Here is a 25,433-nt window from a genome sequence, read left to right as displayed (position 1 = left end):
GGTCCTCAACCGTCGCCTATGCGGACCGGCCACCGGAGGAGGATCGAATGCGTGAACTGGAGGTGCTGCGCGTCGAGTCCGACGGACAGTACGTCGTCTGCATCGATCGGGAGACCGACGAACACTTCCGTATCCGCGCGGACGACGACCTGCGGGCCGCCGCTCGTGCCGACACCACCGAGCTCGGCCAGATCCCGGTGAGCGGCGACGCCGCACTGCGTCCGCGCGAGATCCAGTCGCGGATTCGGGCCGGCGCGTCGGTGGACGAACTCGCGCAGATCGCCGGCGTCTCGGTCAGCAAGATCGAGCGGTACGCCCACCCGGTGCTGCTCGAACGCGCCCGCGCCGCCGAACTGGCCCGGGCCTCGCACCCGATGGACATGGACGGCCCGAATCCGGCCACCCTCGGCGAACTCGTCGCCGAATGCCTCGTGCTGCGCGGCGAAGTCCCCGCCGACGCCCGCTGGGACTCCTGGAAGGCCGACGACGGCGACTGGGTGGTCCAGGTGTCCTTCTACGAGGGCCCGGACGAGCAGTTCGCCCATTGGCGCTTCCTGCCCGGTTCCTACGGCGGCACCACCGATCCGATCGACGAGCTCGCGGTGGAGCTGACCGACCCCGCACTCTCCCGCGCCGCGCGCCGCACCCGACTGGCCGCGGTGCCTGCCGAGCCGCGGCGCGAGTTCCGGCCCGACGGACACCAGGAGGTGACCGTCGACGCGGACTCGCTGATCGACGCCCAGCAGTCTCGCCCGCCGGAGCGTCCGCGGCCGCCGCTGGCCGACATTCTGGACCTGCAGTACTCGACGGCACCGGCCGCCGAGGCCTACGACAACCTCCGCACTGCCGACGAGGAGCACCAGTCGGGCGACGGCGCCACGGCCGATGAGCGTTCCGGAGCGAGCCGTCACCGCGCCAAGCGCGCCAAGCCGGCCGTCCCCGCCTGGGAGGACGTGCTTCTCGGCGTGCGCAGTCACGACGACTAGTGCCACGGGGCACTAGTCGTCCGTCAGGCCTGCAGTCGACGGGTCCGCTCGTAGAAGGCGATGGCCGCGGCCGTGGCCACGTTCAGCGAATCGGTGCCGCGGCTCATCGGGATGCGCGCCCGGACGTCGCACCGCGCCATGGTCTCCGCGGTCAGCCCCGGCCCTTCGGCACCGACCAGGAAGGCGATGCGGTCGGCGTCGACGGCGGCGTCGAGCGGTACCGAACCCTCCCCCGGGGTGAGCGCGACGAGCGAGAAGCCGGCCCGCGCCGCCGTGTCGAGGTCGTCGGGCCAGGCGTCGGCACGTGCGAACGGCACCAGCAGCGCGTGTCCCATCGAGACGCGAACGCTCCTGCGGTACAAGGGATCTGAGCATCCGGCGCCGAAGATCAGTGCGTCTACGTGCAGACCCGCGGCGTTGCGGAAGATGCTGCCGATGTTCTCGTGGTCGTTGACCCCTTCCAGGACCACCACGGTGCGCGCGTCCGCGAGCACCTCGGCCACCGTCAGCGGGGCCGGGCGATGCGCCGCCGCCAGCACGCCGCGGTTGAGGTGGAAGCCGACGATCGCGGCCATCACGTCGGCGCTCACGCGATAGAACGGAACGCCCGCGAGCGACGGGTGCGAAAGGTCGTTCGAGAGCTGCGCCAACCGATTGGGCACGCCGAGGAAGGCGTGCGGCGTGAAGCGGGAGGCGATCATCCGCTGGGTCACGGTCACGCCCTCGGCGATCACCAGGCCCTTGCCCGCCTCCCCGCCGGGCAGGACCGCCAGATCGGGTCGTCGATCCACCGCGCTGAGGTCCCGGAAGTCGTCGACGCGCGGGTCGTCGGGATCGGTCACATCGATCACGTCGACGGCGAGAGCGTGCTGCACCAGACCACCGTTCCACATCGCCTGTACGCGCTCCAAAGCCGTTTGGCAGACTCGGCAGAGTGACCAGTGAACCGTCGCCCCTGTCCATGCGCCGCGCCCGCAGCGCCGACTGGCCGGAGATCATCGCGCTCGATGCGCGGACCTTCGCCCTCCCCGCGCCCTTGCCGGACGCCGAGGTCGCCGAGTTCCGCGGGCGGGTCACCGACTCGCTGGTGGTGCGCGACGAGGGCAGCGACGGCGCCCCGCTGGTCGCCGTCTCCCTGTACTTCCAGCTGCCGCTGACCGTGCCCGGCGGGGCGTGCCTGGAGACCGGCGGCCTGTCGTGGGTGTCGGTCGCGGGTACGCACCGGCGGCGCGGACTGCTGCGCCGCATGCTGACCGAGCAGTTCGCCGCGTGGCGCGCCGCCGGGCTGCCGCTGGCCATCCTCACCGCCTCCGAGGGCGGCATCTACGAGCGCTTCGGCTTCGGTCCGGCGTGCTTCGCCGAGACCGTCACCGTGGATCCGAGCGCCGTGGCGTGGCGCACCGAGGCGCCCGCCGACTCCCGCGTCCGGTACGGCACCGCGGACCAGATCGCCGCGCGTATCCCCGAGCTGCATGCGCGCTGGGCCGCGACGCGGCCGGGCGCGGTGCACCGCCCGGACTCGTGGTGGCCGTCGATCCTGGCCGACCGCGGCTTCCGCCGGAACTCGCAGACCACGGACCTGTACTACCTGCTGCACGCCGACGGGTACGCCGCCTATCGGATCGATGCCCGCGAGGCGTCGGCCACCGTCGAGGAGTTCGTCGCGGTGACCGACCAGGCGCACACCGATCTGTGGCGGGTCCTCACCGGCCTGGATCTGGTCACCTCGATCAGCGCCAAGGTCCCGGTCGACGACACGCTCGGCCTGCAGCTGCACAATGCGCGCGCCGTCCGGGTCACCGGACGCACCGACGAACTGTGGGTCTCGCTGCTCGACGTGGCGGCGGCGCTGTCCGCGCGCACCTACGGCACCGACGGCGCGGTCCTCCTGGAGGTGTCCGACGGCTGGGACGGGCGCGGCGGCACGTACCGCCTGGACGTGGTGGACGGTCGCGGCGTCGCCGAGCGGGTGTCCTCGTCGACCGACGGGCTGCCGCGCGCGGCGCTCAGCGTTGCCACGCTGAGCTCGCTGTACACCGGTGGGACGCCCGCCCGGGAACTGGTGACCGCCGGGCGCATCGAGTGCGACTCCCCGGCCACCGCCGACCTGCTCGACGCGATGTTCGCCGTCGACCGGGCCCCGTTCGCGGGCACCTACTTCTAGGTCGACTCCCGCGAGAGCATGCCGGTCCCGCGGGCCCGCGCGAGGCCCGCGGGACCGGCATCGTCTCGCGGGAACGGACGGCTGTCGCGCGAGCGGTCGGCGTGCGCGGGGGCTGGCGCTAACCGACCAGGTCGGAGATGGGTCCGCGGGCGAAGTAGAGCACGAACAGGATCGCGACCACCCACAGCAGCGGGTGCACCGTGCGCCACTTGCCGCGCGCCGAGGCCAGCACCACCCAGGCGATGAAGCCGACGCCGATGCCGTTGGCGATCGAGTAGGTGAAAGGCATCACGACGATGGTGAGGAACGCCGGGAGCGCGTACTCGAACCGACTGAAGTCGATGTCGCGGACCTGCGCCATCATCAGCGCGCCCACCACGACGAGCGCCGGGGTGACCGCTTCCATCGGCACGATCTCGTACAGCGGCGTGAAGAACATGGCGACCAGGAACAGCAGACCGGTCACCACGTTGGCCAGGCCGGTGCGCGCACCTTCGGCCACGCCCGCGGCCGATTCGACGAAGACGGTGTTCGACGACGCCGACGCGCCGCCGCCGACGATGGCGCCCGCACCCTCGACCACCAGGCCCTTACCGATGCCCGGCAGGTTGCCCTTCTCATCGGTCAGGCCGCCTTCCTTGCCGATACCGGTCATGGTGCCCATGGCGTCGAAGAAGTTCGACAGCACCAGGGTGAAGACGAAGATGCCGGCGATCAGCACGCTGACGTGCTCGAGGGCGCCGAAGAGGTCCACCTGGCCCACCAGGGTGAGGTCGGGTAGACCGAAGAAGCTGTCCGGAGACCCGGGGGTGTTCATGGCCCAGCCGCCGGGGTTGTCGTCGGACCGACCGCCGACGTTCCAGATCGCCTCGACGATGAGCGACACGATGGTCATCACGACGATGCCGATCAGCAGCGCGCCGGGCACCTTGCGAACGGTCAGCACGCCCATGAGCAGCACACCGACGGCGAACAGCAGGGTCGGCACCGTCGCCACCGAACCGTCCACGCCCAGCTGCACCGGAGGTCCCCCCTCGGTGCGGGACACGAAGCCGGAGTCGACCAGGCCGATGAACGCGATGAACGCGCCGATGCCGGCGGCGATCGCCGATTTGAGTTCCGGCGGCACCGCGTTGAACACCGCGGTCCGGAAACCGGTGAGACCGAGGATCACGATGATGATGCCGTCGATCACCACCAGCCCCATGGCGGCCGGCCAGCTCATCTCCGGGGCGATCGTCACCGCGAGCAGACTGTTGATGCCCAGGCCGGCGGCGATGGCGAACGGGAAGTTGGCCACCAGGCCCATCAGCATGGTCATGATGCCCGCGACCAGCGCCGTCACCGCCGCCACCTGCACCATCGGCAACACGTCACCGTTGATGTCGGCATTGCGGCCGTCGCCCGCGATGCCGCCGATGATGATCGGATTCAGCACCACGATGTAGGCCATCGTGAAGAAGGTGACCAGACCGCCCCGCACCTCGCGGCCGTACGTGGAGCCGCGCTCGGCGATCTTGAAGTACGCGGCGATTCGGTCCGACGCCGGCGGCTTCTGCGCCGGGCTCGCCTCGTCCGTCGTCTCGCTCATGCGCCGACCATCCTTGCCGCTCGTGGACTGGAAATTCCCGACGGAAATCGGGTGCCTACCCGGGAGAAGCTACCGTAATGGCATGGCCGAACCGACTGCAGTCCCCGAGTTGCCCGCGCGACTGCGCGCACCCGAGCCGGTCATCGTCGGCGGCATGCTCGCCTGGTTGATCGCGACCATCGTCGTCGCCGTCACCGACATCGGGCCGGATCGGGCGCTGACGGTGTGCTGGGTGGGGTTGGCCGTCGGCCTGGTCGGCACCGCGATCGTACTGGTCCAGCGGACGGCCGTGCGCCGCGGCAGCAAGGGCGCGCAAGAAGGACTCGACTGACGCGGCAGCGCGGCGCGCGTCCGCTTTCTGCGGGCGTCAGTTCCGGGAGACGCGGACCGGCGGCTCGGTGCGCAACTGCACCCAACGCACGATCTGCTTGTGCGCCAGCAGGCACAGCGCGAGCCAGACGAGCCCGAGCGCCCAGCCCGCCAGCACGTCCGACGCCCAGTGCGCGCCGAGGTAGACCCGGGAGGCGCCGATGATCAACGCCGCTCCGGGCGCCAGCAGCAGCACGCCCGGGTGCAGTCGCACCCACACGTAGAGCCGGTAGACGATCACCGCGGTCAACCCGAAGATCACCGTCGACATCATGGCGTGACCGGAGGGGAACGACAGCGAGCCGATGTCGATCAGCCGGTCCGCGACCGGCGGTCGCGCCCGGCCGAACACGCTCTTGAGCAGCACCATCACCAGGTAGCCGGAGACGCCGCCGAACGCGATGAGGGCGGCGAGGTCGATCCGTTCGCCCACCCAGGCGAGGACGAACACGCCGATCGCCACCAGCGTGAGGGTGAGGGTGTCGCCGAAGACGGTGACCATCTGCCACAGCGAATTCCACGGCTCGGCGCGCACCGACAGGACCCAGTCGAGAGTGCTGTGGTCGAAACCGAAGGGCGACAAGCTCACGGCGTTTCCTCTCGCGGTCGACGGGGATCGGGTCCGGTGGGATCCCACGGTACGCAGTGCTCCACGTGCAGTGTGCCCGCGGTGTCCCGCCAGCGTGGCACGCGGACGCGCCGTTCGGCGTCGTCGTCGTCGAAAACCGCGACGACGAGCGCGTCGTGCGCCACCAGCGGCCCCGACAGGCCCCAGCCGGTGGCGGCCGCCAGCCGCAGCGCCGGACCGGACTCCGGATCCAGGAAGCGTCCGACGGAGACCACGTGCACCGACAGCGTCTCCGAGGCCAGCGGGGCGTCGACCAACGCGGCGAAGTCGGCCGCCGAGCGCGCTTCCGGGTGCGCGCCGACCAGCACGGCGTCCGCCGGCGGCACCACCGCCACCCACCACGGCGCGTCGAGCACCACGGCGTCGGAGCTGACCGATCCGGCCAGGGTGCGCAGCCCGAGCGGCGGGTCGAGTCGGTCCAGCCTGACGCGGCCGGCCCGGTAGGCCTGCACCACGGCGGCGTGCGCTCGGGCGGCGACACCGGGCGGCACGGGGCGGGCCGGGTCGGCGAGCGCAGCCAGCCATCCGTCGGCGTCGTCGGTGTCGTCGGGCTCCGCGCCGACCAGCAGCGCGGTGAGGGCCGCCGCCGACGGATGGTCCAGCGGGTCGAACAGGCCGCGCCAGCTGTCGGTGTCCGGGGCGGCGCACCGGCGCAACGGCGTCCCCGCGATCGGTTCGGCGTGCCGCCGCAGCCACCAGACGGTGTAGCCGTCCGGGTCGGCCAGGTCCGCGGCGATGTCCGGGTCCTGCGCCAGCAGCGTGAGGGCCCGGCCCCAGCGGTCCGGGGCCACCAAGTCCAGGTCGCGGACCGCACGCAGGGCCTCCGGCGGCACCTCGAGCCCGTCCCACCAGTCGGCCTCGCCGTCGAGGTCGTGGTCGGGGGCGGTGGGCAGGTCGTCGTGCACCGTGGTGAAGCCCCACCCCGCGCCGAGTCGACGGAGCGGGCGCGCGCCATAGGCCGCGACGAAGTCCGCGTCGATCACGCCCAGCGGCGCGTCGGCGGCCAGCACCGACGCCAGCGGGCTGCCCGGCAGCAGCAGTTCGTCGGCCGGGCGCAGTTCACCCTCGGAGTCGGGGACGTCCAGCGCGCCCAGCCAGGTCGGCACCGTCGGTTCCGCGTCGCTCGCGTCGAGCAGACGCAGGACCGCGTCGACGAGTTCCTCGTGCTCGGTGTCCGACAACTCGTCCGCGTCGGCCACCCGCTGCTCCAGTCCCGGATGCGCCAGCACCTGCGAGACGGTCAAGCGTTCCAAGCCCAGCCGCTCCAACAGCGGGTGCGCGGCGGCCGGGTGCACCGTCGGCACCCAGTCGAGTACCAGTTCGTCGTCGGCGGGCAGGTCGACGTCGAACACACCCCGAACGCCGCGGTGGCTGCGTCCGTCGGCGCGCGGAATCGGGAGCGCCCCCAGTTCGGCGACGGCGTCCGGGCCGGTCACCAGCGGGTCGAGCGCCGCGTACAGCCGACCCCACCACGACGGCAGGCGGTCGACCCCGGACAGCACGTCGGCCAGCTGCGCCAACCCGAGTTCCTCCGCGCCCAGGCGCAGCACGGCCGCCGCTTCCGGGCCGTCGCTGACCAGCGGATGGGCGAGCGGTTCGAGCACGTCGCCGAGCAGGTCGGCCAAGTCGGGGGTGAGCCCGCGCAGCACCAGCGTCCGTTCCGGCGCGAGTCGGCGGCCGTCGACGCCGGGCACCCAGCGGTCGGCGGCGAGCGTGGCTAGCACCGCGGTGCGCAGCCGTGCGTCCTCGGCGCCGGCGGCGAACGCCGGGGCGGGAACCAGCAGGTGCTTCTGGTCGTCCGGTGCGGCCGCCACCAGCGCGGTGTAGCCGACCGCGGCCGTCGCCAGATCGGCGTCCGGGTGCAGTCCGCGGCGATCCGGGGTCAACGGCAGGTCGGTGACGAGGCGGGCCGGCAACGACAGCGGGATCTGCGTCGGCGTGGGACTGCGCAGCACGTCGTCGGTCAGCGGCTGCAGTCGTCCGTCGACCACCGGCACCAGCCAGTGCGTCCCGCCCGCGCTGCTGCGCAGCCACCGACGGTGCGGATGGCCGTCGACGTCGATCACCACGTGGTCGCCGTCCACCCGGCGGGTGATCGCGGTGTCGTCGACGACGATCTCGACCAGCGCCGACAGCGCCAGCAGCAGGTCCTCAGCCTCCGCCGCAGCGTGCGCCGCGAGCGTCTGCGCCTGGGTCTCGTCGGCGCAGTGCAGCACCACCTCGGTCGCATAGCCGGGGCTCGGCGCCGCGGTCAGCGGCCACGCCAGGCGTTGAGCGGGTACGTCGGGAGCGTCGACTGGCAGCGCCGCCACCGCCGCCGCGGTCGCCTGGCGGTCGAAGGTGATCGCCCCCGATGTGGACAGCAGATCGACGCGGTCGACGAAGCTCGTGGCGCGGAATCCGACCCCGAAACGGCCGATCGCAGCGGGCTCGTCCGCTTTCGGGGACATACCTTTTGGGGACACGCGCAGCGCGGTGAGGGCCTGCACGCCCGCGCGGGTCAGCGGGGCACCGGTGTTCGCGATCCGGACCTGCGCGCCGTCGACCACCACCCGCATCCGTCCGGGCGCCGGTGCGGCGAGCGCCGCATCGGCGGCGTTCGCGGCCAGCTCGGTGAACCAGCGGTCGCGGTACCCGATGTGCCGGAGTTCAGCCTCGGCGGCGACGTCCTCGGCGAGCCGAGTCGGCGAATCGCGCCAAGCAGACAGGGTCGCCGCACGCAGCGCGGCCGTACCGAACGGATCGGCCGGGTGCAGACGCGCCGCCGACGGCGTCATCGAGATTCGACGATCTCCACTGCACCGTCGTCGTAGGCCTCGAAGGCCGGGCTGCCCTGGCCGCCGGGCGGCATCGGGGTATCCGAATGCGCACCGCAGCCGTAATCGAGCGGGACGGCGTGGCCGTCGGCGCCGAACTCGTTGGCGCATACGCCGAACTCGGCGCGCAGCGCACCGGCGAGAGGCAGGAAGAAGCCGCAGGTGCTGCAGGAGTAGCGGGCGTTGCGCGCCATCGCCGATTCCGGGCCGAAGTCGCCGTCGTGCCAGCGCTGCGCCGCCTCGGCGCGGCCCTCGTACGACAGCAGGCGCTTACGACCCAGGCCGATCTCGGCGGCCGCCTGGCCCACCTGGTCGGCGTCGATCGGGTCCACGTCGAGCGTGTCGGTCTGGCCGGGCACCAGGCGCGGATCGTCCGGCGGCGCAGCCAGCAGGTCGCCGGGCCCCAGGTCGCCCGCGGAGATGCGTTCGGCCCACGGCACCCAGTTCGGGGCCAGCAGCGCGCCATCGCCCGGAAGGAGGACCACCTCGGACACGGTCACCTCGTCCGAGCCCGGGGCTGCGGCCAAGACCACGCACCAGTGCCAGCCGCCGTACCCGGGAACCTGCGCCGCAAAACTGTGGGCCACAGCCCACTCGCCTTCCGGTCGTGCCCCCAGGTGTTCGCCGGGCTGCTCCCCGTCGGCCACCAGTACCTGTCGTGCGATCTGCTCGGATTGCTCCAAAAGGGTCGCCTGTGCTGCCACACTCACCCCCTCAGTGTGCCTCAGCGAGGTAGCGAAATGCACGTTGAGGGCGTATCCGCGACGCCCCGGAACGCCCATGCGCCGCGTCGTCGGCACGATAGGGAACAATCGAGCCGTGGCTTCCCGATCAGCGCGCGAGAACCCGGACCATCCGGGGATCCTTCGCGCGCCGCCGACCCGAACCCGATTCAGCGGCGATCACCCGGTTGGCGCAACTATCCGGCCGACCCCGCACCCGGCGCTATCCGCCGCCCGGCGGGACCCCGCCGCCCCGCGCACCCAGAATCGACATCTGCCGCCGCTCGACGACCCGGACACCCAGGTCATCGACGATCCCGCGACCGCTGCGGCGCCGCCCACCCACGGACGCCGCACCGACTACGTGCCGCCGGAGAAGGTGACCGTGATGCGCGTGATGGCGCGCCGGTCCAAGTACTTCGCCGGCCGCGGCGTGGACATGGTGCACCGCGCCGCCACCGCCGACGGGGCCGACCGCTCCGGACTCACCGCCCTCACCATGCCGGTGATCGCCAACAACGCCGTCGACGCGGCGATGGCCGTCGCGCTCGCCAACACCCTGTTCTTCGCCGCCGCGACCGGTGAGTCGAAGGTCAACGTGGGCCTGTACCTGGCCCTGACCATCGCTCCCTTCGCGGTGATCGCACCGCTCATCGGCCCGCTGCTCGACAAGCTGCAGCACGGGCGCCGGATCGCGATGGCGACCACCTTCGGGCTGCGCGCCGTCCTGGCCCTGCTGATCATCGTGAACTCGTCGTGGGATCCGGTGACCCACCAGATGCAGTACAAGCCGTGGATCCTCTATCCGTGCGCGCTGGGACTGATGGTGCTGTCGAAATCGTTCGGCGTTCTCAAGTCCGCCGTCGCGCCGCGGGTACTCCCGCCGACGATCGACCTGGTGCGCGTCAACTCCCGGCTCACCATGTTCGGGCTGATCTTCGGCACCATCGTCGCCGGCGGCCTGGCCGCCGCGATCGACCTGATCCTGGGCACCTGGCTGCCCCTGCACATCCCCGGCGCGATGGTCTTCCTCTGCCTGCTCGCGATCGTGGGCGCGTACTTCTGCATGAAGATCCCGGCCTGGGTGGAGGTGACCGAGGGCGAAGTCCCCACCACTCTCACCTACCGCGACGGCGAGCAGGAGTCGGCCCCGGCCGACGCCGCGACCGGCGGCCGCGGCCGACTGTCCGCCCGCCTCGCGGCCACCATGCGCCAGCCGCTCGGTCGCACCGTGGTGACCAGCCTGTGGGGCAACGGCACCATCCGCATCCTCACCGGCTTCCTGACCCTCTACATCGCGTTCTACGCCAAGGCGCAGTCCGGCTCCAGCGGCTGGGCACAGCTGATGATGCTCGGCGCCGTCGGCGCCGCCGCCGGTATCGGGAACGGTATCGGCAACGGCATCGGCACCCGACTGGAACTCAAGCACCCGCCGCGCATCATCGTCGCCAGCACCGGTGCGGCGGCCGGTGCCGCCGTGCTCACCGCGATCTTCGGCTCATTGCTGATGGTGGTCGTCGCGGCGTTGATCGCCTCGGGTGTGAGCGCGATCGCCAAGGTCTGCTTGGACTCCACCATTCAGGACGACCTGCCCGAGGCCTCCCGCGCGTCGGCCTTCGGTCGTTCCGAGACCGTCCTCCAGCTGTGCTGGGTGCTCGGCGCCAGTCTCGGCGTGGTTCTGCCCACCACCCTGTGGATCGGCTTCACCGTGGTCGCGGTCCTGATGGCGGCCGGTTTCGCCCAGACCGTCATGACCAGTCGCGGCGCCACCCTGGTGCCGGGCGTCGTCGTGACGACGTTCCACCGAGCCCGCCTCACACCGCGGGCTTCGCCACGGTGCCCACTCCCCGGGCCCCGCATCCACGCGTCCCTTCCCGATCGACGACGCTCCGTCCGAGCAGCCCACCGCCGCGCAGCGGTTGGCGCGTCCTTCTCCCGCCCCGAATACCGCCCGCCCGCCCGTCACCGACCGCAGCGTCGGCACCGCCCGACTAGTCCGGGCACCCCCGAGAACGTCCTATCCAGATACGTCCCACCCAGAGAACGTCCCGGCAACTACGACAGTGAGGTCCCCCGGTGTCCCTGCAGCCCGCAGATAAGAAGGCGCTGACCATTCTGGCCGCGGTCGGCGCGGTCATGGTGATCGTCATCGCCGTCGCCACCGCCCTCCTGGTGCGGGCGATGCCCGAGACCGATCCGAAGATCTCGGTGGCAGCGGGCACCGAGTATCAGCAGGTGTCACCGTCGTACTGGTGCACTCTGCAGATGGACGCCTGCCGGCCCGCGTACCTGAGTCTCGAACAACTCGCCGCACTGCCGGTCACCGTGTTCCCGGTGCCGATCGACGAGAGCTTGGTGCTGTCGGTGCCGTCGGAGATCGCGACCAAGCCGTGGACGCTTACCGCGCTCTACGCCACCTCCCGCGGCATCCAGCCGGTGACCTGGATCAAGACCACCGGCGACGCGTACACCGAGATCCTGCCGTCCACGCAGCACCGCGTGCTCCTGGGCATCGAGGTGAAGCCGTTCTCCGCCGTGGTCGAGGATGCGCCCGACGGTCTCGAATCCGGGCAGGGCACCATCCCGTTCCGCGGCCATTACGCGGTGGACACCCGGCCGAAGGGCTTCTCGGTGACGAACGAGACAGTGCTGGGCGAGATCCGCGGCACCGCGTAGCGAAAGCTCGTGACCGGTTAGCGGTCGAGCTCGCGGGTCACCGCGCGGACCACCTCGGAGATACGCCGAGCGGTCTTGCGGTCCGGGTAGCGACCGTTGCGCAGATCGGGCTGCACCTTGCCCTCGAGCAGGGTGATGAGGTCGGCGATCAGGCCGTGCAGTTCGTCGGGCGTGTGCTTCTTGGTGGCCGCCCGCTGGTTCTCCCGCACATTGCGCGCCACGCTGGGCGCCGCGTCGAGCACGGTGACCCGCAGCGCCTGCGGTCCCTGGCGGCCGGCCGCCATGTCGAACTCGACCCGTTGGCCGGCTTTGAGCGCGTCGACGTCCGCGGGCAGCGCCGAGGAACGGACGTACACGTCCTCCCCGCCCTCCTGCGACAGGAAACCGAACCCCTTGGCGGGGTCGTACCACTTCACGTGACCGCTCGGCACAGTGCTCACCTTCAAACTGCTCGGACCAACTCATCAGAATGCGCCCCGCCCGCCACTGCAGATGTCCGAGGGGCGAGCTCGAGGCGCACTTTCGACCGATGGTACGCGTCGGACTACCGTGGATCTCATGCAGACCCAGAAGTCCTCGGCGCTGTTGCCCACGGCCGTGATCCTGGTCGTCATCGGATTCGTCGCCAGCATCGCCCTGCTGTTCCCCGCGGTGCGCGAGTCGAATCAGGCGATCGTGACCCTCACCTACATCCTCGCGATGGGCGCACCCATCGGCTTGCTGCTGGCTCTCGTCTTCGCCCTGATCTCCGGGCGTCGCAGCCGATGACCGACGGACCGTCGCCGCTGGTGCCGGTCGGCGACCCCGGCGCGCTCAAACGCGCGTACAGCTGCTTCCCGTCCGGCGTCGTGGCCGTGTGCCGTCGGACGACGGTCGACGGTCCCGATTTCCCGGCGGGCACCGACATCGGCATGGCGGCGAGTTCGTTCACCACCGTCTCCCTCGATCCGCCCCTGGTGTCGGTGGCGGTACGCCACGAGTCGGCCACCTGGCCGCTGCTGCGCGACGCGGACGAACTCGGTGTCAGCGTGTTCGCCGAGCACCAGGGCGACCTGGCCCGCCAGTTGGCCGGACACCCGGACCGACGGTTCGCCCGGGTGCGCCCGGTGGCCCTCTCCAGCGGTGCACTGTTCATCCCGGGCGGCACCGCTCACCTGCTCTGCACGGTCGCCGGCGAGCTGCCGGCCGGCGACCACACCGTCGTACTGCTGGAGATCCAGTCGCTGCGCAGCGATCCGACGGTGGAGCCGCTGGTCTTCCACGCGAGCACGTTCCGAGCACTGGAAGCCCGCCGCGCCCTCGACGGCGCGTGAGGCGCGTGGCCCGGGCCTCAATCTGGTTGTGACCTTAGTCACATCACGGGGAGATAACGAACCGGCTACGGGACGACCATCAGCACCGTGAACTGCGGAGATACCGAAACAGGCCGAAACCGGCCAGTAGGTAGGGGAAAAACCCCTCCTTCCGACTAGGTGACTTCCCCCGAATGGATTACGTAGTGTTCATTCCGGTCGCCCTCGGGCACCGACAAATACACATCACCCGGCGGTCGCGCCCAACCTCGTTCCGCCACCGGGTACACCGAACAATTCAGTTCAGGAACGAGGGCGGGGGACCCACCATCCCTCCGGATACCGGCGGACCGTCACCGACGGATCGCCTTGGGGTTAAGTCCAGACCGGGCCTCCCGGACCGGACCGAGCACCTCTCAGCTCGAACCCGACAGCTCACTTCGCAGGCGCGTGGAGAGAGGAAACTCAAACAGCAATGGCACGTCACGCTAAGCAGTCGTTCATGTCCAGCAAGACCGTCGCGAAGGTCGCTCTGACCTCCGCAGTCCTCGGCGGCGGCGCCGCGCTCCTCGGTGGCGGCAACGCCTCGGCCGCGACCGACGCCGAGTGGGACCGCGTCGCACAGTGCGAGTCCGGCGGTAACTGGGCCATCAACACCGGTAACGGCTACTACGGCGGCCTGCAGTTCAGCCCGAGCACCTGGACCGGCCACGGCGGCGGCCAGTTCGCCCCGAGCGCCCACCAGGCCAGCAAGGCCGAGCAGATCGTGGTCGCCGAGCGCGTCCTCGCCAGCCAGGGCAAGGGCGCTTGGCCGTCGTGCGGTGTCGGCCTGTCCGGCCACACCCCCCGCCAGGCCCCGGCCACGCCGTCGACCCCGTCGCTGCCGAAGCTGAAGGACCGCGCGGACGCACCGAAGGCCGACGACGCCAAGGACACCAACGACGCCATCTCGCAGGCACGCGCCGGCAGCCCCGAACTGCGCTCGGCCGCCGATGCCCTCGCGAAGTCGGGCTACAAGCTCGATCAGGGCCAGCTGGACCTGTTCAACGACAACAAGGGCCTGCTCGGTCTCTGATCCGAGTCGGCCGCGCCGGACACCGGCGCACAGACCAAGGAACCCCGCACCATCGGTGCGGGGTTCCTGTGCATCTGCCGGGCGGCGGTATCGGTCGAGCGGACTGCAGCCCTCGGGCGACGGCGCCCAGACCGATCGATTCCGCGCCGGACCGACTCTGGACACGCCGAAACCCCGTGCCTACTCAGGCACGGGGTTTCGCTCGTCAGTTCCGGATCAGCGGTTGATGACGGTGTGCGATTGAATGAAGGGCAGCTCGCTCGCCGGCACCGGGAACGGGTTCTCGTTGCCGAACGGCGACAGTGCACCGGCGAGATGCGCGGTGAACTCGGTGACGGCGTGATCCTCTACCGCCACATCCGGCCAGCCATTGTCCACGTAAGTATTCTTCTTAGCCACGGCCTCATTGTGCCATGCGTCCCGAGGCACCGGCGCAGGGACCGGGAAAGCCGGGGTCGGTGGCGAAGACCACGTCGGTAGGATTGTCCGGATGAGAACGGACAGCTCCCTGCGCGGCCTGGCCGAGACGCTGGCCGACCGCTCCGATGCCGACCTCGCCGCCCTGTTGACGCGGCGCGGCGACCTCGCCTCGCCCCCGCCGCGCGGCACGGCGGTCTTGGCGCAGCGTGCCCTGTCGGCGTCGTCGATCGCACAGGCCGGGGAGAGTCTGGACCTGGCGACGGTGGCGGTGATCGAAGCCTTCCTCGAGTGCGGCTCGGACACCGCGCGCAACGACGTGATCGGACCGGTGACCCGCGATCAACTCGTCGCCGCCCTCGGCCGCCGACTCAAACGACCGGCCCTGGACGCCCGCCTGGCCGATCTGGTTGCCCAGGGCCTGATCTGGGATTCGGGAGCGGGCACCGCACGCAAACCGGCGTGGATCGCCGGCATCCATCTCCCGGCCGCACTCCCCTGGCGCGGACACCACCTGGTGGGCCCGCTCGCCACCGCCACACCCGAGCAGATTCAGGACGTGATCGACGGCCTCGACGAACGGCCGCGTGAACTGCTGGCGACGCTCACCGTCGGCTCCCCGCTGGGCCGCAGCCGCGACGCGGCCCCCGACGCCGATGCCGACGCCCCCGTCCCCCGGCTGATCCGCGCCGGCCTGCTGGCCCGGATCGACGAGCAGACCGTGGAACTGGTCCCGATGGTCGGCCGCTTGCTCCGCGGCGAGCCCCCGCTGCCGACCGCCGTGCTGGCACCCCCGCCGATGAGCGACGGCCCCGGCCGCTTCGGCCCGGCCGACGTGGATGCCGCAGGCGCCGGCGAGGCCCTGGAACTGATCCGCCACAGCGCCACCCTGCTCGAGGTGCTCGGCCAGCACCCGGCCGCCATTCTGAAGTCCGGCGGCCTCGGCATCCGGGAACTGCGGCGGCTGGCCAAGGCCACCGGGCTGCCGGTGGCGCGAGTCGGTCTTCTGGTGGAGATCCTGGCCGCACACCGCCTCCTGGACTCCGGCCACCCCGAACCCGAACCGGCCGAGGCCACCGGCGAACCGGTCTTCGCGCCGACCGTCGGCGTCGACGCGTGGCTGCACAGCACGGCCGAACGGAAGTGGCACGGTCTGGCCCAAGCCTGGCTGGACCTGAATCGTCGGCCCTGGCAGATCGGCGACACCGACCGCGACGGCAACACCCTCGCGGCCCTGTCGAGCGAGTTGTTCGACGCCACCGCACCCGTCACCCGACGCCAGGTCCTCGAGTTGCTGGCGGAGGCACCGGAGGCCGCCCCCGTGGAGGTCGACGCCCTCGTCGCGAACCTGGCCTGGCGACACCCGCGGCACCTGCGCCGGTGGACGCGGCGATTCGTCGGCGAGACCCTCGCCGAGGCCCGCGATCTCGGACTAGTGGCGCACGGCGCCCTGACCGCGCCCGCTCGCCTCCTGCTGGCCGGAAGCGACGACGAGGACGACGCGGCCGCCGCGATCCTGGCGGCCATGCTCACCGCGCTACCGACGCCGGTGGAGCACTTCCTGGTCCAGGCCGATCTGACCCTCATGGTCCCCGGACCGATGACGGCCGAGCTGGCCGACCAGGTGGAGGCCATCGCCGACCTCGAATCGGGTGGCGCGGCCTCGGTGTATCGCATCAGCGAGAGCAGCCTGCGTCGCGCGTTCGACGCAGGGCGGTCCGGCGCGGAGATCAAGGCCCTGCTCGAGGCCCGCTCCCGCACGCCGGTGCCGCAGTCGCTGACCTTCCTCGTCGACGACGTGGCGCGCAGTCACGGCAGCCTGCGCGTCGGGGTCGCCGCCGCCTTCGTACGGTGCGAGGATCCGGCGCTGCTGGCCGAGGTGCTGCGCAGCGACGCGGCCGCGGAGGTGGCCCTGCGCGGCCTCGCCGCGACCGTCGCCGTGTCCCCGGCACCGGTGCGCGAGGTGGTCGACGCCCTGCGGCGCGGCGGTTTCGTGCCGGCCGGCGAGGACTCCAGCGGCGCCCTGGTGGATCTGCGCAGCCGCGGCGTCCGCGTAGCCGCCCGCGCGCGCAGTGCCCGACTGCCGCGGCGTCGCAGCAAACTCGGCCTCGGGCAGGCCGAGACCATCGTCGGTCGGCTGCGCGCCGCCGACCGCGCCGAGCAGGTGCCACGCTCGTCCATCACGACCAGCGGCGACGAGAACACGACGGCCCTGATCCAGCTGGCGCTGCGCACCGGGCGGTCGGTGCGGCTGGGCTACGTCGACGCCCAGGGCGCGGCCAGCCGACATCTGGTGAAGCCGAAGGCACTGCAGGCCGGCCAGCTCATCGGCGCCTCCGACGAAGCCGACGATGCGAGTTTCCTCCTGCACCGGATCACCGGCCTCGAACTGCTGTGACGCACCCCGGGTGGCCGCGGCGCGTCGAACCTGGACAATGGGCATGTGACTGACGGACCCCTCATCGTTCAATCGGACAAGACGGTACTGCTGGAGATCGACCATCCGCAGGCCGGTGCCGCGCGCGCCGCGATCGCTCCGTTCGCCGAACTCGAGCGCGCGCCCGAGCACGTGCACACCTATCGGGTCACCCCGCTGGCGCTGTGGAACGCGCGGGCGGCCGGCCACGACGCCGAGCAGGTGGTCGACGCCCTGGTCACCTACTCGCGGTACCCGGTGCCGCAGCCGCTGCTGGTCGACATCGTCGACACCATGGGCCGGTTCGGTCGCCTGCAGCTGGCCAAGCACCCGGCGCACGGTCTGGTGCTGATCTCCCTGGACCGCGCGGTCCTCGAGGAGGTGCTGCGCAACAAGAAGGTCGCCCCCATGCTCGGCGCGCGCATCGACGACGACACCGTGGTGGTGCACCCGTCCGAGCGCGGCCGCCTCAAGCAGGTGCTGCTCAAGATCGGCTGGCCCGCCGAGGACCTCGCCGGCTACGTCGACGGCGAAGCGCACGACATCGACCTGGCGCAGGACGACTGGGAGCTGCGCGACTACCAGCAGATGGCCGCCGACTCGTTCTGGGCGGGCGGCTCGGGCGTGGTGGTGCTCCCCTGCGGCGCGGGCAAGACCATGGTCGGCGCGGCCGCCATGGCCAAGGCCGGCGCCACCACGCTGATCCTGGTGACCAACACCGTCGCCGGACGGCAGTGGAAGCGCGAGCTGATCGCGCGCACCACGCTGACCGAGGACGAGATCGGCGAGTACTCGGGCGAGCGCAAGGAGATCCGCCCGGTCACCATCGCGACCTACCAGGTGATGACGCGTAAATCCAAGGGCGAGTACAAGAATCTGGATCTGTTCGACTCCCGCGACTGGGGCCTGATCATCTACGACGAGGTGCATCTGCTGCCCGCCCCCGTCTTCCGGATGACCGCCGATCTGCAGTCGCGCCGTCGTCTCGGCCTGACCGCGACGCTGGTCCGCGAGGACGGCCGCGAGGGCGACGTCTTCAGCCTCATCGGACCCAAGCGCTACGACGCCCCGTGGAAGGACATCGAGGCGCAGGGCTGGATCGCCCCGGCCGACTGCGTCGAGGTCCGGGTGACCATGTCCGACGACGAGCGCCTGCAGTACGCGGTGGCCGAGGCCGACGCCAAGTACAAGCTCTGCTCCACCGCCCACTCGAAGCTGCGCGTGGTCCGCTCGATCCTGGAGCAGCACCGCGGTGCGCCGACCCTGGTGATCGGCGCCTACATCGACCAGCTGGAGGAGTTGGGGCGCGAGCTCGACGCCCCGGTGATCCAGGGGTCCACCCGCAACGCCGAGCGGGAGAAGCTCTTCGACGCGTTCCGGCGCGGCGAGATCGACACGCTGGTGGTCTCCAAGGTGGCCAACTTCTCCATCGACCTCCCGGAGGCCTCGGTGGCGATCCAGGTCTCGGGCACCTTCGGGTCCCGACAGGAGGAGGCCCAGCGCCTCGGCCGCCTGCTGCGCCCCAAGGCCGACGGCGGCCAGGCGCACTTCTACTCGGTGGTCTCCCGGGACAGCCTCGACGCCGACTACGCGGCGCACCGCCAGCGTTTCCTGGCCGAGCAGGGCTACGCCTACCGGATCATCGACGCCGGCGATCTGCCGCTGGTCTGAGACGGGAGCACCCATGACCCAGGAGCAGTCGGCGCCCCTCGTCGGGCGCCTGCAGCCGTTCGCCGAGACCATCTTCGCCGAGATGTCGGCGCTGGCCGCCCGGCACGACGCCATCAACCTCGGCCAGGGCTTTCCGGACACCGACGGGCCCGCCTCGATGCTGTCCGCGGCCCAGGAGGCCATCGCCACCGGCCACAATCAGTACCCGCCGGGAATCGGCGTGGCGGCGCTGCGGGAGGCGGTCAGTGAGCAGCAGGCCCGCGACTACGGCCTGCAGTACGACCCGGACACGCAGGTGCTGATCACCGTCGGCGCCACCGAGGCCATCGCCGGGGCCGTCCTGGGACTGGTGGAGCCGGGCCGCGAGGTGATCATGATCGAGCCGTACTACGACGCCTACGCCGCGACCGTGGCGCTGGCCGGGGCCGTGCGACGCACCGTCCCGCTGGTGCCCGACGGCGACGGTTTCCGCCTCGATCTGGATGCCCTGCGCGCCGCGTTCACCTCGAACACGGCCGCGGTGATCGTGAACTCGCCGCACAACCCGACCGGCACGGTGCTGACCGACGACGAACTCGCCGAGATCGCGCGCCTGTGCATCGCGCACGACGTCGTCGCGATCACCGACGAGGTCTACGAGCATCTGGTCTTCGGCGAGCGCACCCATCGGTCGCTGGCGACCTTCGACGGCATGGCCGAGCGCACCCTGCGCATCTCGAGCGCCGCCAAGACCTTCCACGTGACCGGCTGGAAGGTCGGTTGGATCAGCGGGCCCGCCGACCTGGTCGCCGCCGCCCGCGGCGCCAAGCAGTATCTGAGCTACGTGGGCAGCGGGCCGTTCCAGCCTGCGGTGGCCCTGGCCCTGCGCACCGAATCGGCGTGGGTCGCCGACCAGACGCGAGACCTGGCCCGACGGCAGGTGGCCCTGTCCGCGGCGCTGGCCGACGCCGGTTTCGGCGTGCACTCCACCGACGGCACCTACTTCGTGCTGGCCGATCCGCGGCCGCTCGGCTACACCGACGGCGCCGCCCTCTGCCGGGCACTGCCCGCCCGCGTCGGGGTGGCCGCGGTGCCCGCGAGCGCCTTCGTCGATCCGGCCCCGGGGCACGACCGCGCCAATCCACAGTGGGACCACCTGGTCCGCTTCGCCTTCTGCAAACAGGACGACGTGATCGTCGAAGCCGCCCGCCGACTGCGCACCCCGGCGAGATAGTAGAACGTCCGTTCGATACGTGGCGTATGCTGGCGCCATGAGCACGGGCATCCAGGACTCGCTCTTCGACATCCCCGCGACGGCCGACGATGCGCCGACCGTGCACCCGCTGGCGACCGGCATCACCCGTCGGGCGCTCGCCGCCGACGCGTGGGTGGATCTGCGGCCCGGCTGGCTCACCGGCACCGTCGGCCTGTTCGACCGGCTGCGCCGGTCCGTGCCGTGGCGCGCCGAGCAGGTCCGCATGTACGACGCCACGCTGCCGGTACCGCGGTTGACCGCCGCCTACCCGGCCGACACTCGCCTGCCCGATCCACTGTTGGGCGAGCTCCGCGCCGCCCTGACCGACCACTACCGGTCGGCGCTGCCCGAGGGCTTCGCCAGCGCGGGCCTGTGCCTGTACCGCGACGGCCGCGACAGCGTCGCCTGGCACGGCGACCGGATCGGCCGCGGCGCCTACCGGGACACCTTGGTCGCCATCGTCTCCCTCGGCGCACCGCGCGTGCTGGCACTGCGCCCGCGCGGCGGCGGCCGCTCCCTGCGCTTCACACTGGGCAGCGGCGACCTGCTGGTGATGGGCGGCAGCTGCCAGCGCACCTGGGACCACGCTGTCCCCAAGGCGCCCGGTGCCGGGCCGCGGATGTCGGTGCAGTTCCGCCCACCCGGCGTGCTCTGAGCGTCGCTGAGCGCCACCGCTGCCGCCGGCGAAAAGTGTTATGTCCCGGTAGGTACCGCAGAGGTACCTACCGGGACATGAAACTTCTCAGACCGCTCAGATGTCGAAGCTGACGCCGGTGAGCTCCTCGGCGGTCGACCAGAGGCGGCCGCGGACGGCGGCGTCGTCGGCCACGCCGCGGTAGCCGGCCTCGGTGGGCGCACCGCGCATGCCGCCGAATTGGGCGGGCCCGTAGAACTTGCCGTTGACCGCCTCCGGCGCGGTGGCCGCGTACAGCGTCGGCAGGGCGCCGTCGGCGGCCGACTGCGCCAGGGGCGTGGCGTTGCCGAGCTTCATCACCCAGTCCACCAGCGATTCGGTGCGGGTCTGCAGCTCGGTCGCGGCGTAGCCGGGGTGCGCGGCGACCGAAATGGTCGACGAGCCCGCCTGCTCCAGCCGCTCGGCCAGTTCCAGCGCCATCATCAGGTCGGCGATCTTCGAATCGCCGTACGCCGCCCAGCGGTTGTACTTGCGGCGCTCCCAGTTCAGGTCGTCGATGTCCAGACGCGCAACGTTGTGCGCCAGCGATGACAGGGTCACCACGCGCTCACCGATCCGGTCCAGCACCAGTCCGGTAAGGGCGAAGTGGCCGAGGAAGTTGGTGCCGATCTGCATCTCGAAGCCGTCGGCGGTACGCCCGAGCGGCAACGCCATCACGCCGGCGTTGTTGATCAGCACGTCCGCACCGTCGAAGCCGTCGGCGAAGGCCCGCACCGACGTCAGGTCGGCGAGGTCGAGCGCCGCCACCGTCGCGTTCTCGCCGATCTCATCGGCCACGCGCTGCGCCTTCTCCACATTGCGGCAGGCCAGGACCACCTCCGCACCGGCGCGCCCCAGCGCCCGCGCCGTCTGCTCCCCCAACCCGCTGTTCGCGCCGGTGACGACGATGCGTCGCCCGCGCTGATCCGGCATGTCCGCGGTCGACCAACCACCCATCAGTTCTTCTCCTGTTTCCTCGGTGAATCCATCATGTGCGGCCACCTGCCCCGACGGGCCGGCAGCTTCATCAACTCCGAGAGCACGCTACCCAATGTGGGCGGTTCGGCCCGTTTCGCCAACTCCATCGGCACGTAGATCTCGGTGTACTCTTTGCGCCCCCGCAGCAGGACGCGCTCCAGCGGCTGCCAGTGGCGGGCCTCGTCCGGGTCGGCGGCGGCGACCGCGGCGTCACTGGCGTAGACCGGGGAGCCGCCCAGTTTGGCCCGATCGGACAGCCGCGCGGCCTCGTTCACCGAGTCGCCGATCACCGTGTACTCGTAGCGGTTCTCCGCGCCGATGTTACCGGCGAAGACGCGGCCGTAGCCGACGCCCATCCCCCACTCGAGCGGAACCTTCTCGCCGAGTCGGTCGCCCAGCTCGCGGGCGGCGGCCAGCGCGGCGCCTGCCGGGTCGGCCAGGGCGGTGGGCGCGCCGAACACCACGAGCGCCGCGTCGCCCTCGAACTTGTTGATCAGGCCGTCGTACTCGGCGACGACCTCGGCCACCACCGAGAAGAAGACGTTGAGCACGGCCGCCGTCTCCCGCGGATCGCCTTCGGCCGCGAACGCCGTCGAGCCGGTCAGGTCCACGAAGATCACCGCGACGTCGGTGTTGGTGCCGACCATCTCTTCGCCCTGCGCGATGGCGAGTTCGGCGACGCGGTCGCCGACGTGCTTGGAGAACAGCGCCCGAATGCGCTCGCGCTCGGAGAGACCGTCGAGCAGGTCGTTGAGTCCGGTCTGCAGGATGCCCAGTTCGGAGGAGTCGTAGACGGCGACCCGGCGACTGAAGTCGCCGTCCGCCGCACCCTCGATCACCTTGCGCATCTCGGTGAGCGGGTCGGTGATGGCCCGGCCCACCAGCATCACGATGCTCAGGCCGGAAGTGAGGGCGACCAGCGCCAGGGCCACCGATGCCCAGTCGAGCGGTCCGGCCGCGGGCGGCAACCACTCGGCCCAGCGGCCGGCGTTGATGGTGATGAGGCCGACCATCGGCACCGCCGAGGACACGCCCCAGACCACCACCATGCGTTCGCGCACGCCGTGCACCACGCGCGCCTCGGAGGTGCCGCTCAGCGCGAGAATGGCCAACGGCCGCGTCGCCGTCTCAGCGATCAGGTAGGTGAGGCTGCAGGAGGTGATCGCGGCCAGCGCGAACGCGCCGCCCACGATGGCCAGAAAGAAGTCACTGACGTCGGCGATCAGGGCGTAGGTGACGAAGCTGACGGCCCAGCCGACCAGGTCGGCCCCGACCTGCCGGATCGGAATGCGGGCCACGGCCCGGCGCTGCGCCGAGTCAGCGGGCGCGCCGGCGATGAACCAGGCGAACTGGGGCCGCATCAGCAGCACCGCGACCACGGTGCTGGCGGCGGTGCCGACGACGGCCGCGATCAGCATGTCGAAGAAGGCCGGGTGGCTGATGTCGGCGTGCAGGGAGATGCGCCCGCCGTTGAAGGCCAGGAGCACCAACGCAAAAGTCTCCAAGCCGATGATCAGCTTGGAGAAGACTCCGAAGAGGAAGGCGACGAACGCGGCCCGGTCCACGAGCCGACTGCGCAGGTCGGTATCGAGCGCCTGCCAGTCCGCGGCCAGCCACTGTTCACGCTCGGCGGGCGAACCGGCGGCGCCCAGGATCGACGTCACCCAGTGCCGCGGCCCCAGGCTTTCCAGCCGGTCGGCGACGGCGTGCAGTGCCACGCGTGAACGCTGAATGGGCACAACACCTCCCGCGACTTGGGCAACAGAGTGAGACTACCCAAAACGCGGGAGGTGCAGGGTGCCTGAGGGCTCAGGCTATGGCGTTTGTGCCGCGGCCGATCAGGCGCCGGCGAGCACGGCCTCGATCTCGAGCGAGATGGTGATCTTGTCACCGACGACGCTGCCACCGGTCTCCAGCGGCATCTCGATGTCGATACCGAAGTCGCGACGGTTGATCACGGCACTGGCTTCGAAGCCGGCGACCTGGCCCGCGCCCATGCCCGGGTTGGTGCCATTGAACTCCAGCTTGAGGTCGACGGTGCGGGTAACGCCCTTGAGGGTGAAGTCACCGGTGAGGATGAAGTCGTCGCCCTTCGGGGTGACCGACTTCGACACGAAGGTGGCCTTCGGGAACTCGTCGGCGTGGAAGAAGTCGGCCGAGCGGATGTGGGCGTCACGCTGGTCGTTCTTGGTGGCGATGGACGCGACGTCGATCACGGCCTCCACCGAGGGGGTGCCGTCCTCGGCGATCTGAATGGCGCCGGAGAATTCGGTGAACTCGCCGCGGACCTTCGACACCATCAGATGGCGGACCGAGAAGCCGACGGTCGAGTGGGCCTGGTCGATGTTCCAGGTGCCGGCGGCGATCAGGGGCAGGGCGTTCAGCGTGGCGGCCATGAGGTCTCCTGTTGAAGCTAGGTGTTTGTGCGGTGACCAACGCCGGGAAGGCGTTTGGTTCCGGGGGGCCTCTTGCGACCCACAGCAAGGATAACCGGACCCCGGTCCGATTGATTCCCCCGGACCTGTTTTGAGGCGCACCTCACACTCCATGCGGGTTCAGACGCTGCTCGACGACGACTCCGGGTCGATGAGGATCTTCGCGTGCACCTCGGGGTCGCCGAGCGCGGCGAAGGCCGCGGAGACCCCGCCGAGCCCGACGGTGCCGGTCAGCAACGGCCGCGCGTCGATCTTGCCGTCGGCCATCAGGTGCAGCGTCGCTCGGAACTCGTCCGGGTCGTAGGCGAAGACGAACCGCAGATCCATCTCCTTGTTGGAGACCAGTGCCGGGCGGATCACGTCCGGTTCCATGCAGACGCCGACCACCACGATCCGCGAGCGATAGGGCATGTCGGTGCAGAGACGGTCGATCATGCCGGGCACGCCCACGCACTCGAAGGCCACCGGCCCCTTCGGCACCTGCCCCAGGCGCGCACCGAGAGCCATCAGCCGCCACCACGGCAGACCGGGGATCACCTGGAGCTTGCGCATCGACTCCAGCGCGAAGTCGATGAGCGCCGGACCGGTCTGGAAGTGCATGCTGTGCTCCCCCAGCGCCGCGGCCAAGTCCTGCGCGGCCGGATCGATCACCACGTCGGCGCCGCACTGCTCGGCGAGACGACGACGGGCCGGCGACAGGTCGCTGGCCACCACTCGGCGCACCCCACGCGCCTTGAGCATGAGGATCACCGCGAGCCCGATGGGGCCGCACCCGACCACGACGGCCACCTCGCCGCGACCGATCTCGCTGCGCGCCACGGCGTGATAGCCGACGGCCAGCGGTTCGGTGAGGGCGGCCAGATCGGAGTCGAGCTCCTCCGGGACGGGCATGGTCACGGCCTCGTCGACCAGCAGGTATTCGGCGAAGGCCCCCGGCGCCTTGGCCGAGAGTCCGGTCAGCTGCACGTCGTCGGCCTCGTCGCGACGGAAGGGCAGCGAGACCACCCGCGTTCCGACCCGCCAGCGCTCGCGGCACTTGGGGCCGTACGCGACCACCTCGCCGACGAACTCGTGGCCGAGGACCACGTCCTGATCGGTGCGCATGAAGTGGTCGTAGCCGATCTCGGTGACCAACTCGGCGGTGTCGTCGGCGTGCACCCGCGCATGCAGGTCGGATCCGCAGATACCGGCCCGCAGCACCTTCAGCAGCACCTGCCCGGGCCCGGGAACGGGCCGCTCGATCTCCTGAACGGCGAACTCGCCCTGGCGGCAGACTGCTGCTTTCATGCA

The 25,433-nt window shown here is 71.1% G+C and carries 23 protein-coding genes and 1 riboswitch; of the genes, 12 read left to right on the top strand and 11 right to left on the bottom strand.

The features are described 5' to 3' along the window. Positions 1-47: 47 nt before the first annotated feature. Positions 48-986, top strand: a complete 939-nt coding sequence (gene sepH, locus MUG78_RS09215) for a septation protein SepH (RefSeq protein ID WP_246994094.1) — start codon at positions 48-50, stop codon at positions 984-986. Positions 987-1,009: 23 nt separating this feature from the next. Here the strand turns inward: sepH and MUG78_RS09210 are convergent, their stop codons facing one another. Beyond that, positions 1,010-1,861 (bottom strand): TrmH family RNA methyltransferase, encoded by an 852-nt coding sequence (locus MUG78_RS09210; RefSeq protein ID WP_246994092.1) that lies wholly within the window; start codon positions 1,859-1,861, stop codon positions 1,010-1,012. A gap of 59 nt (positions 1,862-1,920) precedes the next feature. Between MUG78_RS09210 and MUG78_RS09205 the strand changes: the two genes are divergently transcribed. Next, on the top strand, positions 1,921-3,150 hold the full coding sequence (locus MUG78_RS09205) for a GNAT family N-acetyltransferase (protein WP_246994090.1): 1,230 nt from the start codon (positions 1,921-1,923) through the stop codon (positions 3,148-3,150). Positions 3,151-3,268: 118 nt separating this feature from the next. Here MUG78_RS09205 and MUG78_RS09200 read toward each other — a convergent pair whose 3' ends face one another. Next, positions 3,269-4,741, bottom strand: coding sequence for an NCS2 family permease (locus MUG78_RS09200; RefSeq protein WP_246994088.1), 1,473 nt, complete (start codon positions 4,739-4,741; stop codon positions 3,269-3,271). An 82-nt stretch (positions 4,742-4,823) separates the two neighbouring features. Between MUG78_RS09200 and MUG78_RS09195 the strand changes: the two genes are divergently transcribed. Next, positions 4,824-5,072, top strand: a complete 249-nt coding sequence (locus tag MUG78_RS09195; RefSeq protein WP_246994080.1) for a DUF2530 domain-containing protein — start codon at positions 4,824-4,826, stop codon at positions 5,070-5,072. Positions 5,073-5,108: 36 nt separating this feature from the next. On the opposite strand, the gene MUG78_RS09190 is transcribed toward MUG78_RS09195, so the two are convergent. From MUG78_RS09190 to MUG78_RS09180, 3 genes are read right to left on the bottom strand one after another with little or no spacing between them, the layout of a single operon-like run. Further along, positions 5,109-5,699: a phosphatase PAP2 family protein gene (locus MUG78_RS09190; RefSeq protein WP_246994078.1), complete on the bottom strand. Its 591-nt coding sequence runs from the start codon at positions 5,697-5,699 to the stop codon at positions 5,109-5,111. Beyond that, the gene (locus MUG78_RS09185) at positions 5,696-8,515 is read right to left on the bottom strand and encodes a sacsin N-terminal ATP-binding-like domain-containing protein (RefSeq protein ID WP_246994075.1); all 2,820 of its coding nucleotides are present in this window, start codon (positions 8,513-8,515) and stop codon (positions 5,696-5,698) included. The genes MUG78_RS09190 and MUG78_RS09185 overlap by 4 nt, the downstream gene beginning before the upstream one ends. After that, positions 8,512-9,264, bottom strand: coding sequence for a DUF3027 domain-containing protein (locus MUG78_RS09180; RefSeq protein ID WP_246994074.1), 753 nt, complete (start codon positions 9,262-9,264; stop codon positions 8,512-8,514). Before MUG78_RS09180 ends, MUG78_RS09185 begins: the two co-directional genes overlap by 4 nt. Positions 9,265-9,373: 109 nt before the next feature. Between MUG78_RS09180 and MUG78_RS09175 the strand changes: the two genes are divergently transcribed. Continuing rightward, the gene (locus tag MUG78_RS09175) at positions 9,374-11,386 is read left to right on the top strand and encodes an MFS transporter (RefSeq protein ID WP_372493175.1); all 2,013 of its coding nucleotides are present in this window, start codon (positions 9,374-9,376) and stop codon (positions 11,384-11,386) included. Next, positions 11,353-11,952, top strand: a complete 600-nt coding sequence (locus tag MUG78_RS09170; protein WP_246994069.1) for a DUF2771 family protein — start codon at positions 11,353-11,355, stop codon at positions 11,950-11,952. The genes MUG78_RS09175 and MUG78_RS09170 overlap by 34 nt, the downstream gene beginning before the upstream one ends. 17 nt (positions 11,953-11,969) lie before the next feature. Here the strand turns inward: MUG78_RS09170 and MUG78_RS09165 are convergent, their stop codons facing one another. Beyond that, positions 11,970-12,383 carry a cold-shock protein gene (locus tag MUG78_RS09165; protein WP_246996943.1) on the bottom strand — a complete coding sequence of 138 codons (414 nt, stop codon included), beginning with the start codon at positions 12,381-12,383 and terminating at the stop codon, positions 11,970-11,972. A 127-nt stretch (positions 12,384-12,510) separates the two neighbouring features. Between MUG78_RS09165 and MUG78_RS09160 the strand changes: the two genes are divergently transcribed. The 3 genes from MUG78_RS09160 (at position 12,511) to MUG78_RS09150 (ending at position 14,319) form a co-directional block, all read left to right on the top strand. Next, a complete protein-coding gene (locus MUG78_RS09160; protein WP_246994067.1) occupies positions 12,511-12,720 on the top strand; it encodes a hypothetical protein in 210 nt (69 codons plus the stop codon). Then, positions 12,717-13,265 carry a flavin reductase family protein gene (locus MUG78_RS09155; RefSeq protein WP_246994065.1) on the top strand — a complete coding sequence of 183 codons (549 nt, stop codon included), beginning with the start codon at positions 12,717-12,719 and terminating at the stop codon, positions 13,263-13,265. The genes MUG78_RS09160 and MUG78_RS09155 overlap by 4 nt, the downstream gene beginning before the upstream one ends. A gap of 256 nt (positions 13,266-13,521) precedes the next feature. Beyond that, a riboswitch (cyclic di-AMP (ydaO/yuaA leader) is annotated at positions 13,522-13,709 on the top strand. A 10-nt stretch (positions 13,710-13,719) separates the two neighbouring features. Then, positions 13,720-14,319, top strand: a complete 600-nt coding sequence (locus MUG78_RS09150; protein WP_246994063.1) for a transglycosylase family protein — start codon at positions 13,720-13,722, stop codon at positions 14,317-14,319. A gap of 216 nt (positions 14,320-14,535) precedes the next feature. On the opposite strand, the gene MUG78_RS09145 is transcribed toward MUG78_RS09150, so the two are convergent. Further along, a complete protein-coding gene (locus MUG78_RS09145; RefSeq protein WP_246994062.1) occupies positions 14,536-14,718 on the bottom strand; it encodes a hypothetical protein in 183 nt (60 codons plus the stop codon). A gap of 91 nt (positions 14,719-14,809) precedes the next feature. On the opposite strand from MUG78_RS09145, the gene MUG78_RS09140 reads away from it, so the two are divergent. The 4 genes from MUG78_RS09140 to MUG78_RS09125 are packed head-to-tail and all read left to right on the top strand — an operon-like array spanning position 14,810 to position 20,712. Continuing rightward, positions 14,810-17,134 (top strand): helicase-associated domain-containing protein, encoded by a 2,325-nt coding sequence (locus MUG78_RS09140; RefSeq protein WP_246994060.1) that lies wholly within the window; start codon positions 14,810-14,812, stop codon positions 17,132-17,134. A 45-nt stretch (positions 17,135-17,179) separates the two neighbouring features. Further along, a complete protein-coding gene (locus MUG78_RS09135) occupies positions 17,180-18,823 on the top strand; it encodes a DNA repair helicase XPB (RefSeq protein WP_246994058.1) in 1,644 nt (547 codons plus the stop codon). Positions 18,824-18,836: 13 nt separating this feature from the next. After that, entirely contained in the window at positions 18,837-20,036 is a 1,200-nt protein-coding gene (locus MUG78_RS09130) for a pyridoxal phosphate-dependent aminotransferase (protein ID WP_246994056.1), read from the top strand. A 37-nt stretch (positions 20,037-20,073) separates the two neighbouring features. Then, positions 20,074-20,712 (top strand): alpha-ketoglutarate-dependent dioxygenase AlkB, encoded by a 639-nt coding sequence (locus tag MUG78_RS09125; protein ID WP_246994054.1) that lies wholly within the window; start codon positions 20,074-20,076, stop codon positions 20,710-20,712. 96 nt (positions 20,713-20,808) lie between these two features. Here MUG78_RS09125 and MUG78_RS09120 read toward each other — a convergent pair whose 3' ends face one another. From MUG78_RS09120 to MUG78_RS09105, 4 genes are all read right to left on the bottom strand, one after another. Then, entirely contained in the window at positions 20,809-21,687 is an 879-nt protein-coding gene (locus MUG78_RS09120) for an oxidoreductase (RefSeq protein WP_246994052.1), read from the bottom strand. Further along, complete coding sequence (locus tag MUG78_RS09115) at positions 21,687-23,426, bottom strand: adenylate/guanylate cyclase domain-containing protein (RefSeq protein WP_246994050.1); 1,740 nt, start codon at positions 23,424-23,426, stop codon at positions 21,687-21,689. Before MUG78_RS09115 ends, MUG78_RS09120 begins: the two co-directional genes overlap by 1 nt. Positions 23,427-23,546: 120 nt before the next feature. Continuing rightward, positions 23,547-24,104: a YceI family protein gene (locus MUG78_RS09110; protein WP_246994048.1), complete on the bottom strand. Its 558-nt coding sequence runs from the start codon at positions 24,102-24,104 to the stop codon at positions 23,547-23,549. Positions 24,105-24,263: 159 nt separating this feature from the next. Beyond that, entirely contained in the window at positions 24,264-25,430 is a 1,167-nt protein-coding gene (locus MUG78_RS09105; RefSeq protein WP_246994046.1) for a zinc-binding dehydrogenase, read from the bottom strand. Positions 25,431-25,433 lie beyond the last annotated feature (3 nt).

Source organism: Gordonia alkaliphila (genome assembly GCF_023017165.1).
GTDB lineage: Bacteria > Actinomycetota > Actinomycetes > Mycobacteriales > Mycobacteriaceae > Gordonia > Gordonia alkaliphila.
Note: the sequence above shows the minus strand (reverse complement) of the source record. Positions and strands in the feature narration are given on the sequence as shown.

Bases quoted from the DNA above. Each gene is read 5' to 3' on its own strand.
- MUG78_RS09120 (WP_246994052.1), bottom strand. From the start codon at position 21,687: ATGGGTGGTTGGTCGACCGCGGACATGCCGGATCAGCGCGGGCGACGC.
- MUG78_RS09200 (WP_246994088.1), bottom strand. From the start codon at position 4,741: ATGAGCGAGACGACGGACGAGGCGAGCCCGGCGCAGAAGCCGCCGGCG.
- MUG78_RS09150 (WP_246994063.1), top strand. From the start codon at position 13,720: ATGGCACGTCACGCTAAGCAGTCGTTCATGTCCAGCAAGACCGTCGCG.
- MUG78_RS09130 (WP_246994056.1), top strand. From the start codon at position 18,837: ATGACCCAGGAGCAGTCGGCGCCCCTCGTCGGGCGCCTGCAGCCGTTC.
- MUG78_RS09140 (WP_246994060.1), top strand. From the start codon at position 14,810: ATGAGAACGGACAGCTCCCTGCGCGGCCTGGCCGAGACGCTGGCCGAC.
- MUG78_RS09185 (WP_246994075.1), bottom strand. From the start codon at position 8,515: ATGACGCCGTCGGCGGCGCGTCTGCACCCGGCCGATCCGTTCGGTACG.
- MUG78_RS09195 (WP_246994080.1), top strand. From the start codon at position 4,824: ATGGCCGAACCGACTGCAGTCCCCGAGTTGCCCGCGCGACTGCGCGCA.
- sepH (WP_246994094.1), top strand. From the start codon at position 48: ATGCGTGAACTGGAGGTGCTGCGCGTCGAGTCCGACGGACAGTACGTC.
- MUG78_RS09155 (WP_246994065.1), top strand. From the start codon at position 12,717: ATGACCGACGGACCGTCGCCGCTGGTGCCGGTCGGCGACCCCGGCGCG.
- MUG78_RS09125 (WP_246994054.1), top strand. From the start codon at position 20,074: ATGAGCACGGGCATCCAGGACTCGCTCTTCGACATCCCCGCGACGGCC.
- MUG78_RS09110 (WP_246994048.1), bottom strand. From the start codon at position 24,104: ATGGCCGCCACGCTGAACGCCCTGCCCCTGATCGCCGCCGGCACCTGG.
- MUG78_RS09105 (WP_246994046.1), bottom strand. From the start codon at position 25,430: ATGAAAGCAGCAGTCTGCCGCCAGGGCGAGTTCGCCGTTCAGGAGATC.
- MUG78_RS09160 (WP_246994067.1), top strand. From the start codon at position 12,511: ATGCAGACCCAGAAGTCCTCGGCGCTGTTGCCCACGGCCGTGATCCTG.